We start from the raw sequence: 14,073 nt of genomic DNA, 5'->3' as shown, positions 1-14,073 counted from the left end.
CTCCACATTACGGCGAGCGCTTACACCTTGCAAATAGAACTTGACTTCGTAAGTTTTGTCGGCCAGCAAGTCAATATTTTTACGGGTCAGTTGAACATGCCAATAATCAGAGCCGCCGTTGACGACAGAAATAAATCCGTCGTTATAAGTTGCGTAGGCACCATTATAATTTGCGAGATTCCATTCGGAATATGGAAAAACAAGCGCATACACACTATTTTGTAGCAACCATACGCACAAGAATACAGTCGAAAAATTTAACTTAAACAAACTAACCTTCTTTTTTTTGGAGACAAAATAATTTTTTGAGACAAAATAGCTTTTTCACATTCAAAAAAAAAACGAATTTGCAGGCATTTACCTTTTATTTTTTGTGTTTTAAATACGTTTTTTTCACTATTTAAACATCAAACGGCTTCGGCATCCGTAACGGCGAACAGTCCAAGGTGCTGTGCAAGCACGTGCATGCCGTGGTCGCGGGATCTGTATTCGTGAACATCGTGCTCGCCAACGAAGATTCCGCCGAAGGCCGCAAAAAAGCCATCGCCGAAATCGAGGCGAAGGCCAAGGAACTCACGGGCGCATAACCGCACCTTTCTTTCTGCAAAAGACAGCCGAAGCCAAGGCGAAGGCGGCCAAGCTCTAGGGCTCTGCCGTTGACGCTGGGGGCTCCGGCTTTTTGTTCGAATCGAGGCGGTCAAAGAACGCCTTGATTTTTTCGGGATGGGCCGACACCCACATTCCGTCGCTTTCGAGGTCCAGCGGGTGCTTTTCCAGCTGTCTAAAATCATTCCCGATAACTTTCACGCTCATGATTACCGACGAATCACGATAAAACGTGACATTTGCTTTCGAGAGGCAGAGGCAACCGCCCGCAAACGATTCTTTTTTGGGTTCGCGCAATAGAGAAATCAGTTCCTGAAGCTGGCTAGAATCCAGCTCCATCTTGTTTTTGCGCGGTTTGCCGAGATCCGACTTATTCGTAATAAACCTGGTAAAACCGACTGTTGCCCGATCTGCGTCTTTCACTATTTCGTAAAGCGGCTTCCCTACGGCCGTGTCACTCGAAAGGACGAGCTGGGCCAGCGCATCTTCGCCATTTTCCGACTGGTCGGCGGTGACCACGGAACACGGCCTGAAGTTTATACCCTGGCCTCGGAAAAACGTAATCATTCTCGCCATCACCACGGCGCTCTTCGGAGTCCATGTACCGATATCGCCCCCGATGCGCCCGATTTTTTCGGCAATGCGAAGTTCCGCTACAGATAAAGTATCCTTGAAGAGTTGGACGCGCAGGCCTGTTGCGCATTCCGTACTAAAAGTATCCAGCAGGGATTCATCAGCGTCGGCCAGGCGAATCATCTGCACAAAGTTCTCGTAAAGTCGCCCGCTAATCACCTTGCCCTTCGCGCGGTCGCCGAGCCCTACCGGAGTCACGAGCATCATGTTCGCGCTGTCGAGGACGCTGAGCAAGGGCTTCGTCACATGCGTTTTTTCACCGGAGGAATCGCCCGAACAGCCGGCAAGCATCAATGCGGCCAGAACCCCGCAGTAAACAAGCGTTTTCAACATATTCTTCATTTCACCAACAAATCTAGACTTTTTTATTTCTGGCAGGGGCCCGTGCGGCCTTCGCCATGCCGAACCAGCGCCTCCCCCGCATCAAAAAATTCTATCTTTTACCGCGTAAAAAAACATAAAGAGGTCTATCATGACGTTTGAAGAAATGTACGCTCTGGCTTGCCAGCGCAAGAAGGAAATGCCCGAAGGCAAGGGAACCACGGAACTCTTCAAGAAGGGTCCGCACGCCATCGGCAAGAAGCTCGTGGAAGAAGCCGCAGAAAGCTGGCAGGCCGCCCGCTTCGAAAGCCGCGACGCCCAGTGCCTGGAGCTTTCGCAGGTTCTTTACTACGTGGCCGTCATGATGGCCGAAAAAGGTTTAACTCTCGAAGAGGTGTACGCCAAACTATGATCAAGGTAGCTCTCCCGAACAAGGGCATGCTCTTTGAACCCACGCAGGAACTCCTGAAGGCCTGCGGCTACAAGGCATCCAAGCCCTACAAGACTCTGACCCAGCTCGATACCAAGAACGGAATCGAATTCTTCTTCCTTCGCCCGAGCGACATCCCGATGTACGTGGGCCGCGGCATCATCGATGCGGGCATTACCGGCATCGACTTCAACGCCGAAGCGAAGAGCCCCGCGGTGAAGGTTCTGGACCTGCCCTTCGGCGCCTCCAAGATGTGCGCCGCCGTCCCCAACGACAGCCCGGTGCAGTCCCTTGAAGAACTGAAGGACAAGACCATCGCCACGAGCTTCCCCCACATCGTGGAAGGCTACTACAAGAAGGACATGAACTTCGTGGTGCTCGAAGGCGCCGTCGAAATCTCGGTGAGCCTCGGCGTGGCCGACGCCATCGTCGACGTGGTGGAAACTGGCACGACACTCAAGCAGGCCGGGCTTCGCATCGTGGGCGAACCGCTGTTCCGCAGCAACGCCGCCCTCTTCTGCAACCCGCAGAAGACCGAACTCGAAGAAGTCCACACGCTCATCCGCCGCATCGAAGGCAAGCTCGTCGCCCAGTCGTACATGATGATTGAGTACGACTGCCCCGCCGAACTCCTGCAAAAGGCATGCGAACTCACGCCGGGCCTCGACGCCCCGACAGTGACCAAGCTGCACGGCCGCGAGTGGTATTCCGTGAAGGCGATGGTCCCGCAAGAAGAGGCGAACGCCATCATGGACAAGCTCTGGGACGCCGGCGCACGCAGCATCCTGCTGTTCGGCATCAAGAGCGCCCGTATCTAGTATGCATTCTCTCGCCTACCTGGCACGTCAGCCGATTCTCGACCGCGAAGGTAAAATCTTCGCCTATGAGCTATTGTTCCGCGATTCGCCCACAAGCGACACCGCCGTTATAGCGAGCGACATGCTCGCGACAGCGCAGGTCCTCGAGAACGTGCTCAACAACATCGGGCTCCCGAAGCTCATCGGCGACCACAAGGCTTTTGTGAACTGCAGCCGCGACATGCTGCTCGACAACCTTTTCGGGCTGTTGAACCCGCGCTGCTTTGTGCTCGAGATCCTCGAGGACGTCGAAGTGGACGACACGCTGGTGAAGGCCGTCGCGCACTACCACGCCCGCGGGTTCGAGATTGCGCTCGACGATTTCATATTCAACGACGAATTCCTCAAGCGTTGCGCCCCGCTCTACCCGTTCATCTCGTACGTGAAGATGGACCTCGTGGAGAACAGCGACGAGGACATGGCGAACGCGGCCGCATTCTTCAAGGCGAAGAACATCAAGATTCTCGCCGAGAAGGTGGAGACGAAGGCGAGCTTCAAGAAGTGCCTCGCCGCGGGCTACGATTACTTCCAGGGATTCTTCTTCGCGAAGCCCGAACTTGTGACGGGACGGCGCATCGACGCCACATCGGCGGCAATACTTCGCATTCTGCTCCTGTTGCGCAAGCATCCGGGCCTGGACGAACTGTGCGCCTGCCTCTCTGAATACGGCGACGTGGCGGCGAACCTGCTTCGCTTCGTGAACTCCGACGCGCAGTTCAGGAGCCAGGACATCGCGAACGTGCGCGACGCCATCGTGTGGATTGGCATGCGGAACATCCAGGAATGGCTGATGCTCATGCTGTACGCCCGCCCCGAGATGGGAATGACCCCGCAGAGTTCGCCCCTGTTCCAGAACGCGAGCCACCGCGCGAAGTTCCTCGAAATTCTCGCCCGCGTAGTGAGCGGCACCGACAACGACCTGCCCGCGAAGGCATTCATGGTCGGGCTCATCAGCCGCATGGACGCGCTCGTGGGCGCCCCGCTCGAAAGCATCCTTACCGAATCGGGAGCCGACGAGGACATCCGCGAGGCGTTGCTCCAGCGCTCAGGCCGGCTCGGTAACCTCCTCCAGCTCGCCGACGCCGTGGAACTGGACGACCAGCCGAAAATCATCGACCTCCTCAAAGAACTTAATATTTCTTCCACACTGTTGAACCGCTGCGTCAACGACGCATACACGTGGGCCCATGAGCACTGAACCCGAAAGCCTCGAGGCACTCATTGCCGAATTTGCAAGCCTGCCCAGCATAGGCCAGAAGACGGCGCGCCGTCTGGCGTACCACGTGCTGACCAGGCCCAAGGCCGACGTGGAACGGTTCGCCGGAAACCTCCTGAACGCCATCGAGAAGGTGCACCCCTGCCCCAAGTGCCACGCGTTTACCGACCTGGACGTCTGCAGCGTCTGCACGTCCCGCTCCGGCGCGAAATCGCTGTGCGTCGTCGAGAAGAGTTCCGACATCCTGCCTTTTGAACGCTCCGGAATTTACCGCGGGCTCTACTTCGTGCTGGGCGGCGTGATTTCGCCGCTTGATGGCATCGGTCCCGAAAACCTCCACCTGCCGCAACTCGTGCAGCGCGTCAAGGAAGAGGGCATCGAGGAACTGGTTCTCGCCCTCGGGTCCAGCCCCGAAGCCGACAGCACCGCCCTGATGATTGACAGAATGCTTGCCGGCGTGAACGTGAAGCGCACGCGCCTCGCCCGCGGCATCCCGATGGGAAGCGACCTCGAATTCATTGACGAGGTCACCATGCTGCGCGCCTTCGAAGGGAGGGTAAACCTATGATGAACCCGGTCAAGTTCGGCGACTTCGTTATCACTTCCGCGGAATTCGTGAAGGCGGCGGTGAACCTCAAGGGCCTTCCCGAAGAGCGCCTCCCCCAGGTCGCGTTCCTCGGACGCTCCAATGTGGGCAAATCTTCGCTCATGAACGCCCTCATGGGGCAAAAAAAACTGGTAAAAGTGAGCGCGACCCCCGGAAAAACACGCGAAATCAATTTTTTTAGAGTCAACAAGCAATTTTTTCTTGTAGATTTACCTGGTGTAGGCTTTGCCAAGGTAAGCAATTCCAAGCGCGACGAGATGGCCGACTTTATCCGCGAGTACGTGGAAAAGTGCCAGGACCTGCGCGGGCTTGTGTACCTGGTGGACATACGCCACGGAGGCACGCCCATCGACATCGAGACGGTGGAAAGCATCCGAGAAACGGGTTGCCCCGTGCTGGTTATCGCCAGCAAGCGGGACAAGGTGAACCAGTCTGAACTGGCGAAGAACCTGAAGCTGATTCAGGAACGCCTGTCGCTGCCCACCAAACCCCTGTGCGTTAGTTCCATCAAGAAGCACGGACTGGAAGCCCTTTGGCAAGAGATACTGAGTGCTGTGAACGGGACGAACGAAACAGATGGAAGTACAGGCGAACGCTAAAAAGCTGACCTTAATCGGCCAGAAGTTCCATGCCCTGGGCATGTTCCTGCTCCGTAGAAACGCGGGGCAAGAAGTCGCGCTGTTTGTCCGCGCCATCGTCTCGATATTCTCCAAGAACAGAAGCTTCAAGGCGGACGCGAAGAATATAATCATGCAGACGTTCTTTACGGGCGTCGAAATTTTCCCCATCCTGTTCGTCGTCGCGACCCTCTTCGGTACGGTCGTCATCATCGAGGTCATCTCCCTCATGGGGAAGGTCGGCTTCTCCGACGTGGTCGGCGGGCTCATGGTGGTCGTGATCATCCGCGAACTCGGGCCCATTCTCACCGCATTCCTCATCGCGGGCCGCAGCGGCTCGTCGCTTACCACATACATCGGCGGGATGGTCATCAACTCCGAAGTCGACGCTCTCGCGACCATGGGCGTGGACCCCATACGCTACCTGGTGATGCCGGGCCTCATCGGCGGTTCCATCGCGACCTTCATCATGACCATCATCTTCAGTTCGAGCGCCATCTGCGCCGGATTCCTGATGACTAAGATCGCCATTTTCATCACGGGCAACGCCATCAACGTGCAGCTCACGTGGAGCTACCTCTCCTCGGAAATCCTCAAGGCGATGACGTTCACCGACTTCATCTTCATCGTGGTCAAGCCGCTCATATTCGGTTGCATCATCACCACGAACGCCTGCTACCAGGCGATGAACATTCCCCGCGACATCCGCCAGGTCCCGAAGGCCACAGGCAAGTCCGTCATCAAGTCCTTCTTCTACATCGTTTGTGCCGACGTGTTCCTTTCGCTGTTCTACTTCATCGATTACTTCAACGAAATTTCGAAGATCATCTAATGTTTAACGAAGCCCTCAGAATCGAAGATTTGCACCTTTCCTACAGAGGATTGGTCGGCACCTCGTTCTCGAAACCGAGATCGCTGGGATTCTTTGAATCGGGCCTTCAGCCAGGTGAACAGGAACTGATTTCGAACGCGAACCTTGTCGTGCAAAAAGGCGAAACCCTCTGCATCGGCGGAGCGTCAGGGCAAGGCAAGAGCGCCCTGCTGCGCGTCATCGCCGGGCTTGCAAGGCCTACCGCCGGAAGGATTTTCATCTTCGGCGAATACATCCCGCCCGAAAGGCTTACCGCCCTCAACATAGCCCAGCGTCAGGTGGGGCTTGTGTTCCAGAACGGGGCCCTGATTTCGAACCTGAGGGTACGCGACAACATCGCGCTCCCGCTGCGCTACCACAAGATGGGGACACGCGCCGAAATCGAGGAGAAGGTCAACATGGCCATGGACCTCATGCGCGTGAGGGATTACGCCAACCAGTTCCCGCATACGCTCAGCGTCGGCATGCAAAAGCGTGTCGCCATTGCCCGCAGCTGGGCGATGGGCCCGCAGCTCCTGCTGATGGACGAACCGACCGCGGGTCTCGACAACTACAACCGCCGAAACCTGCTGCCGCTTATCGACAACATGCGTACGCTGTTCAAGACGACCATCATCATCGTGACGCACGACCTCATGGTGGCAAAGGAACTCGGCTGCAAAATAACCTTCCTCTCGCACAAGAAGCTCACCGAACCGCAGTATTTCGACGACTGGCTGAACGGCGATACGATAATCACCAAGGAACTCTTCCGCGACCTGCGAAACAGCGGATAAAGCGGCTTCTCCACATAGTGGATAACAACAACTAGACAACAAGTTGCCAAGTTTTGTATAGCCGCAGCTCCTAGTTCTGAGTTCCTAGTTACCGTCATCTCTGATTGCAAGAGGCCTCTTGATACCAGAAATTCTACGAACAGTATTATTGACTAATAACTTTTAGGCAATAAACATCTCCAGACCTTAATTTCTAGGAACTAGGAACTAGTAACGAGTAACTATTTTCATTATATTGTATCACAAAAAAGGATTTCATAATGTTTCTCCCTCTTCCCGACGATTTTCATGCTCACCTGCGCCAGGGCGAACTCATGCCCGGATATGTACGCGACCTTGCCTGCCAATTCGGACGCGCCATCATCATGCCGAATACCGTCCCCGCGATGACTTCGGCACAAGCGATAAGCGATTACAAAAAACAAATTCTAGAAGCGGCCAAGGATGTCCGCCCCGACTTTGTCCCGCTGATGACCTTCAAGCTGAACCCGAACTATACGGAGCAGGATTTGAAGGACATGATGGCGGTGGGCGTCATCGCCGGTAAGTACTACCCCGCGGGCGTCACCACGAACAGCGCCGACGGCATCAGCGACTTCGAAGCCGTTTTCCCGGTCGTCGCGATGATGGAAAAGCTCGGCCTCGTGCTTTGCGTGCACGGCGAAGAACCGGGCGAGTTCTGCCTGGACCGCGAACCCGCCTTTATCAAGCGCGTAGAGACGCTCGCCGAAAAATTCCCGAAATTGAAAATCGTTTTTGAACACCTGAGTTCCGCAAAGTCGGTCGAGGCCGTCAAGCGTTTGCCCCAGAACGTGGCGGCGACGTTCACGGTTCATCACCTGATGATGACTCTCGACGACATCGTCGGGGACGCCCTCAGGCCGCACCATTTCTGCAAGCCCCTGCCGAAGCGGCCTGAAGACCGTGCCGCCATCCGCGAGGCCGCCTTCAGCGGCAACCCGAAGTTTTTCCTCGGCACGGACTCCGCCCCGCACCAGCAGGGCAAAAAGGAATGTCCGTGCGGGGCGGCGGGCGTCTACAGCGCTCCCGTGGCTATCCCGCTCCTGGTACAGGAATTCGACAACGCGGGCCGTCTCGACAAGCTGGCTGATTTCATCGGCGGCTTCGGTGCGGATTTCTACGGAATCCCGCGACCCACGAAGCAGATAGAAGTCGTCCGCGAAGCGTGGACCGTACCCACGCTCGTGAACGGCGTGGTGCCCCTCGCCGCCGGCCAGACGCTCGAATGGAAGATTAAATCCTGATTTTCTCAAAAAAATCTTTTTTATAAAAAAAAGGGGTTCGCAATCCCTTTTTTTTGGTATTTTTCAAATAACTATGCGCGCTATTCTTGCAACACTCTATTACGTAATTGTCTTTTTCTGCATGACCGTTATCGGCATCCCCTATATCATTTACATGGGCTATATCAGGGGTAAAAAAGAACGCATTACCAACATCTGCAGTTTCTTTTTCACGAAACTCGCATTCAGAATTTTCCGCATCAAACTCCATGTCGACGGCAAGGAAAACGTCCCCCCTCCGGGCAAGGGATTCGTGATTATCGCGAACCACCAAAGTTTCCTCGACATCAACGTCATGTGGCCCGTTGTCGGCAACACGGCATTCATGGCCAAGGCGAGCCTCTGGATGGCGCCCGTCTTCGGTTGGATTCTCAACATCATCGGTTGCATTCCCGTTTACAAGAACCCGCGCAAGAACGCTGGCATGGGCAAGCTCGTCGCCGACCGCCTCGCCAAGGGTTACAACATCACGGTGTTCCCCGAAGGCCACCGCAGCGAAGACGACCGCATGTTCAATTTCCAGAACGGCATATTCCGCATGGCGAAGGAACACCATTTCGACATCCTCCCCATCACGCTGATAAACACCGGCGAGATTTTGCCCAAGCGCAAGTGGGCGATTTACGGCGGCGAAGTGAAGATGGTCGTACATCCGCTCGTGAAGGCGGAGGACTACGCCGACAAGCCGATGGCGGAATTGCGCGACGAGATGCACGACCTTATAGAGTCTGCGCTACCCTACGCGCAGGCGGCGAAGAACACGAAAAATTTAACAGACACGGAGAAATCCGAGGAGAAGTGACATGGCACAGCGTTTACCTAGCGAAGAACAGATTATAGCGATTTTACGCGACGAACCGATGGTCGGAAGCCAGCTCCGCGGAGCGCTCGGGCTGCCCAAGAAGCAGAAGATGGCTTTCAAGCAGCTGCTCGCCGACATGGTGGAGCGCGGACTCCTGAAGCGCACGAGCCACAAGGAATACCAGCTCGGCGACGGCGAGAGCCTCGAAGAAAAGCGCGAGAAGCGCATCAAGAAGATTGCGGAACAGTACCCTGAAGACAACCGCAGGCCCGCCGCCCGCAGCCGCAGGCAGAACGACAAGGAAAACGAGACCCGCGTCAAGCGCGGCATCTTGCACCAGATCGGTGACGAGCAGTGGGAAGTCCACGAAATCGATACCGGCAAGGTGTACGAGATGTGCCACCGCAGGCAGGCGCCGGGCAAGGAAGGCGAGACCATCAGCTTCACGCTGTACCCGCACCCGAAACTCAAGCACAGCTACCTCGCGAAAGTCGACCGCAGCGCCGAAGCGCTGAACATGAGCTGGGACGAAGTCAAGACGAAGTTCATGGAAGAGAGCAACCTCCCCAAGGACTTCTCCCCCGCCATCAAGAAATTCGTGGAAGGCATCAAGGAACCGAGCGCAAAGGATTTCAAGGGGCGCGTGGACTACCGCAAGCTCGACGTGCTCTGCATCGACCCCGATGGCGCCATGGACCACGACGACGCCATCAGCGTGGAGCGCCTGCCCAAGGGAGGCTTCAAGCTGGGCGTGCACATCGCCGACGTGAGCTACTACGTACCCGAAGGGAGCGACCTCGACGAAGAAGCGCTTGAACGCAGCTACACGCAGTACCTGCCGTGGACCGCCGTGCCCATGCTCCCCGAAAAGCTTTCGAGCGGAGTGTGCAGCTTGCACCAGGGCGTAGACCGCTGCGCGTTCACCTGCATGATGGAACTCGACAAAGACGCGAACGTGCTCAGCTGGGATTTCCACCGGAGCATCGTGAACGTATCGAAGGGCATCACTTACCGCGAAGCCGTGCAGATGATGGAAGCGGGCGACGATTCCATCAAGGCGCTCGCCGAAGTGACCGCGCTCCTGAAGAAGAACCGCACCAAGGAAGGCCTGCTCGAATTCAAGAGTACCGAATACGGCTGCAAGTTCAACGAGGCGGGCGAACCCGAAAAAATCGTGCCGCGCGAATCCGACGAATCGAATTCGTGGGTCGAAGAATGCATGCTCATCGCGAACAACTGCTGCGCGAAGGAACTCTCCAAGCGCAAGCTGCAGGGCATCTACCGTATTCACGAAGCGCCCGATACCAAGGACATCATGGAACTGTACTACATGTACCCGGACCTGTTCAAGGACGCTCCGGTCATGTTGCGCGATTTGGGCAAGCCGCGTAGCGGCGACACGAACCTGAACCCGGTCGCCTTCAAGCTGTACCAGCATCTGGTGAAGCGCGCCGGCGACGACGAGACGCTCATGAACCGCATCCTGCGCAGCATGCAGAAGGCCCACTACGACAGCAACAGCTTCGGGCACTTCGCGCTGAACTGGCAGGACTACAGCCACTTCACCTCGCCCATCCGCCGTTATGCGGACCTCTGGTGCCATCGCGAACTCGCGCGCAAGGGCAAGGAAATCAACGCCGAACGCGCGAACAGCGTGATTGAAGTCTGCGACCTCATCTCGGCAAACGAAATCAAGAACATGAAGGTGGAGCGCATCTCCATCAAGGTGTGCAGCTGCTGGATTCTGAAGAGCCGCATCGGCGACGACTTCGAAGCCAACGTCACGGGTATCGAGGAATGGGGCATCTACGTCTCCATCGCCGACCCGATCGCCGAAGGCCTGGTGCGCTTCCGCGACATCGCAGGCGACGACTTCTACGTATTTAATCCGGACCAAGGGCTCGCCTTCGGCAAGAAGAGCGGGCGCACGTTCCGCCGTGGCGACAAGGTGCTGGTGAGGCTCCTGCGCGTAGATCCTCTGCGTGGCCAGGCCGACTTCAGCATCATCGAGAAGCTCAGCAGCGAACCCAAGAAGCGCCGCCGCCAGGGCGAACGCGACGTGAACGAACGCGCCGACCGTGCCGCAGCCGCAGAAGCGCTCGGTTACCTGAGCCAGCCCGATGAAATCGACGACCGCGACGACTTCGACGAACCCGAATACAGGGCCGGTTCGCGCGCCGCAAAGCGCAACCGCGAGCAGCGCCGCAAGGCGGCATTCGCCGACAGGAACGAGGGCGGTCGCAATTCCGGCGGCAAGCCGCGCGCCCGCAAGACCGACGCACGCGGCGGCCGTGGCAAACGCGGAAGAAGATAAACAGGAGCAGCCATGGCATCGCACAAGAAAGTCGCACTCTACGCAAGCTACCAGACCGGGAAAGACCTTCCCGGCTATGTGCGGTTCGCGCTTAGGCATCTGGCGGAGACGGACTTTCACGTGGTGCTCCTGACCAACGACCGCGAACTTTCCGAAGACACCTACAACTTCATCGCCGACAACCAAATCGAACTTTTCCTCACGCGGAATCACGGGTTCGATTTCGGGATGTGGCACCGCTACCTCAAACTCAAGGTCAGCAATCCCGCCGCAAACGGGGCGCAGGAATCCATGGGCAATCTCGACAGGCTGCTCGTGCTGAACGACTCCATCGTCTACTTCCAGAACAACTTCGAGAAGTTCTTCGCCGAAGCCGAGAAGAGCAGCGCCGATGTCGTGTCGCTCACCAGCAGCAACGAAATCTGCCCGCACCTACAATCGTTCTTCCTCTACATGAAGCAACCCGCGCTCGGTGCGTTCTTCATGCACCTCTTCGAGACGCCTGAACAGGAAGACTTCAAGAGCACGGTGCGCCACATGGAAATCGGGCTCAGCGAGAAATTCGTGGAGGCGGAAGTCCGCATGGAAGCGCTCTACCCCACCGAAGGCATGGCGCTATTCTCCGCGAAGGAACTCATCGAGCAAGGAACCGGATTCATCAAGCGCAAACTGCTGCAACGCCGCTTCACCTTCGACGAGAAGGTGTACTTCATCCGCATGGGAGCGAAGGACGCGCTCAACGCCGACTATGCCGCCATCGTCAAGAAGGCGGGACTCGCCCACGATTTCAAGGAAGAATGGATCCCGGCCATAGTGGATTCGCCAATCAGGCACAAGGCCGACCTCCTGTGGGAAGGCGCCTTCGACAAGGTCGGATGGCCATTACTGCGCACCGCAATCAAGACCAAGTACAAGCTGCTCCGCAAACCGCTCGAAGGCGACGAGTACAAATAACCCGAGAGACCCGCGGGCACTAATCCTCAGATGTCGAGCGAGCGGTCTTAAACCGTGAGCAACAAAGCCCTCGGGTGTTAACCGAGGGCGGTTGCAAGAGCGAGCGCTTGCCGGAGTAATTTAATCCCCGAGTGAAGTGCGAGCGGTCTTAAAGAAAGTGGTTACCTGGATGGAATCCAGCTCTTCGCGCCCCCCCTCGTAACGAGTGAACCCCAAAGTCCAGGTAACCGTAGTATCCGATACTAGTTCGTTAAAGTTTTCAAATTCATAAGTATTCTCCTCGGGGCTCCACTTCTCCGGCCACGACTTTAGATACTTATAGCTATACTGGGCATCGAGCACCGGCATCACGCCCAAGACCGTCAGCGGAAAATCGTGGAACGACAACTCCGAATTGACCGTAAGGCGTTTCTTGCCACCCATCCGTGAATCGCTTACGTCCAAGGTATCGAAGAAATCCCGGATCACGACAGAATCGAACGGGTGCTCGCCGGGTTCATAGACACGCTCCGGCACAATATAATCCATCAACCGATTCTCGCCGTAATTGATAAAGGTCGTATCGTGCTTGTAGCTGTACGATTCCTTGTAAAATGTATCCTTGACAACCGTATCGGTAATCGTGACATGGCAATGGACGGTATCTATAACTAGTTTTTGATATACCAGCGGCTCATAAGCAGGGCCATCTATAGGCGCAAGCACAAGCACAAGTTGTTCCTGGCACGAAAACTCCGTCTCGCCGATATCGCATTCCAGAGCCACTGAAGATTTTGTCAGCGTGTCGATTGCGCCTGTGGAATCGCTATACAAGAACGATGTATAGGAAGCCCCTTCTTTTTCAATCACCCTTTCCACAGTATCGCGGTAGACGGTGACCGTATCGTGGTGATAGACCACCTCCCTATCCCCACAGTATTCCGGTTTATCCCCAGACGACTGCGGTTCCGTCTTTTCGCCCGTTCCGTCTTGCGGCCCGGTCGGCGAAGCCTCTTCTTGCGAGCATGCCGCAAAGAAAACCGCAATGAAAAACACCCAAAAACGCAATGCCCATTTAAAGCAAACGCTCCCCATTTTTCCCCCTTTTTTATTTCCCAAATATCATTTGCCCATAAAATACGTTCTTTTGGGTAAAACGAAAAGAGATTTTCGCGCTTTGCGAAAATCTATGAAAAGAGTCACGTATTTTTTCTAATTAAGCTCAGAAGGCGAACTGAGCATCAAAGACAATCGTTGTCGGAGCAGACAGCAGCAATTCCAAATACCGCCTACGGGATTTTAACAACAAGGTCATGATATCGAGGAATCGGCTGAGGTCGACCATGTCACGGATGATACCGTATCCACCTTGGTCGCCTCGCCTGTCCCCTCCAAAATCGTCGGCTGCGCCGTCCCCTCTTGAGGCGCAGCCGGTGGCAGTTCAAATCCAGAACACACCACAGAAAAGCATCGCCATTAAGGCTTTCCCCCTCAAAAAATGAGGTTTTTAGAGAAACGGAAACTTCTTATTTTTTCCTTTTCTTATAAAATAACATTTTTCAGAGAAAATAAAACAAAAAATTTACACTTTGCGAATTTCCATGAAAAACGTCACGGATTTTTACACATTCTCTCCCCGGCCATAAAAAAAGGGACCCGCCGGCGAAGCCGGCGGTTCTTCATATACGGGCGTAGCCCTACAATACTAGCGGCGTGCAAGGGCACGCACGTCAATCTGCCACCTGCAAAAGTCCTTACTTGGCCGCCCGTAAACGGGCACTACTTG

General features: G+C 55.7%; 15 protein-coding genes. 12 read left to right on the top strand and 3 right to left on the bottom strand.

Annotation, left to right across the window (positions count from 1 at the left end; all coding sequences use genetic code 11):
* Positions 1-270: hypothetical protein (locus tag IK012_RS01620; protein ID WP_290949630.1), on the bottom strand; the 270-nt coding region annotated here is incomplete at its 3' end.
* Positions 271-446: 176 nt separating this feature from the next.
* On the opposite strand from IK012_RS01620, the gene IK012_RS01615 reads away from it, so the two are divergent.
* Positions 447-587 carry a hypothetical protein gene (locus IK012_RS01615; protein WP_290949628.1) on the top strand — a complete coding sequence of 47 codons (141 nt, stop codon included), beginning with the start codon at positions 447-449 and terminating at the stop codon, positions 585-587.
* Positions 588-642: 55 nt separating this feature from the next.
* Here IK012_RS01615 and IK012_RS01610 read toward each other — a convergent pair whose 3' ends face one another.
* A complete protein-coding gene (locus IK012_RS01610; protein WP_290949626.1) occupies positions 643-1,581 on the bottom strand; it encodes a hypothetical protein in 939 nt (312 codons plus the stop codon).
* 130 nt (positions 1,582-1,711) lie between these two features.
* On the opposite strand from IK012_RS01610, the gene hisE reads away from it, so the two are divergent.
* The 11 genes from hisE to IK012_RS01555 all read left to right on the top strand — a co-directional run bounded on the left by hisE (position 1,712) and on the right by IK012_RS01555 (position 12,308).
* Positions 1,712-1,972: a phosphoribosyl-ATP diphosphatase gene (gene hisE, locus IK012_RS01605; RefSeq protein ID WP_072812962.1), complete on the top strand. Its 261-nt coding sequence runs from the start codon at positions 1,712-1,714 to the stop codon at positions 1,970-1,972.
* The gene (gene hisG, locus IK012_RS01600) at positions 1,969-2,808 is read left to right on the top strand and encodes an ATP phosphoribosyltransferase (RefSeq protein ID WP_173383552.1); all 840 of its coding nucleotides are present in this window, start codon (positions 1,969-1,971) and stop codon (positions 2,806-2,808) included. Before hisE ends, hisG begins: the two co-directional genes overlap by 4 nt.
* Position 2,809: 1 nt before the next feature.
* Positions 2,810-4,045 carry an EAL domain-containing protein gene (locus IK012_RS01595; protein WP_290949624.1) on the top strand — a complete coding sequence of 412 codons (1,236 nt, stop codon included), beginning with the start codon at positions 2,810-2,812 and terminating at the stop codon, positions 4,043-4,045.
* Positions 4,035-4,631, top strand: a complete 597-nt coding sequence (recR, locus tag IK012_RS01590; protein ID WP_173379686.1) for a recombination mediator RecR — start codon at positions 4,035-4,037, stop codon at positions 4,629-4,631. The genes IK012_RS01595 and recR overlap by 11 nt, the downstream gene beginning before the upstream one ends.
* Positions 4,628-5,269, top strand: coding sequence for a ribosome biogenesis GTP-binding protein YihA/YsxC (gene yihA / locus IK012_RS01585; protein WP_290949621.1), 642 nt, complete (start codon positions 4,628-4,630; stop codon positions 5,267-5,269). The genes recR and yihA overlap by 4 nt, the downstream gene beginning before the upstream one ends.
* Entirely contained in the window at positions 5,247-6,119 is an 873-nt protein-coding gene (locus tag IK012_RS01580; RefSeq protein WP_290949619.1) for an ABC transporter permease, read from the top strand. The genes yihA and IK012_RS01580 overlap by 23 nt, the downstream gene beginning before the upstream one ends.
* Positions 6,119-6,934, top strand: coding sequence for an ABC transporter ATP-binding protein (locus IK012_RS01575; RefSeq protein WP_290949617.1), 816 nt, complete (start codon positions 6,119-6,121; stop codon positions 6,932-6,934). The genes IK012_RS01580 and IK012_RS01575 overlap by 1 nt, the downstream gene beginning before the upstream one ends.
* Before the next feature lie 260 nt (positions 6,935-7,194).
* On the top strand, positions 7,195-8,199 hold the full coding sequence (pyrC, locus tag IK012_RS01570; RefSeq protein WP_290949615.1) for a dihydroorotase: 1,005 nt from the start codon (positions 7,195-7,197) through the stop codon (positions 8,197-8,199).
* Positions 8,200-8,272: 73 nt separating this feature from the next.
* Positions 8,273-9,040: a 1-acyl-sn-glycerol-3-phosphate acyltransferase gene (locus IK012_RS01565; protein WP_290949613.1), complete on the top strand. Its 768-nt coding sequence runs from the start codon at positions 8,273-8,275 to the stop codon at positions 9,038-9,040.
* Between the two features lies 1 nt (position 9,041).
* Positions 9,042-11,354, top strand: coding sequence for a ribonuclease R family protein (locus IK012_RS01560; protein ID WP_290949611.1), 2,313 nt, complete (start codon positions 9,042-9,044; stop codon positions 11,352-11,354).
* A gap of 12 nt (positions 11,355-11,366) precedes the next feature.
* The gene (locus IK012_RS01555) at positions 11,367-12,308 is read left to right on the top strand and encodes a hypothetical protein (RefSeq protein WP_173379679.1); all 942 of its coding nucleotides are present in this window, start codon (positions 11,367-11,369) and stop codon (positions 12,306-12,308) included.
* Between the two features lie 120 nt (positions 12,309-12,428).
* Here the strand turns inward: IK012_RS01555 and IK012_RS01550 are convergent, their stop codons facing one another.
* Positions 12,429-13,343, bottom strand: coding sequence for a hypothetical protein (locus tag IK012_RS01550; RefSeq protein WP_290949607.1), 915 nt, complete (start codon positions 13,341-13,343; stop codon positions 12,429-12,431).
* Positions 13,344-14,073 lie beyond the last annotated feature (730 nt).

The sequence above is a fragment of the Fibrobacter sp. genome (assembly GCF_017551775.1).
Taxonomy (GTDB): domain Bacteria; phylum Fibrobacterota; class Fibrobacteria; order Fibrobacterales; family Fibrobacteraceae; genus Fibrobacter.
Note: the sequence above shows the minus strand (reverse complement) of the source record. Positions and strands in the feature narration are given on the sequence as shown.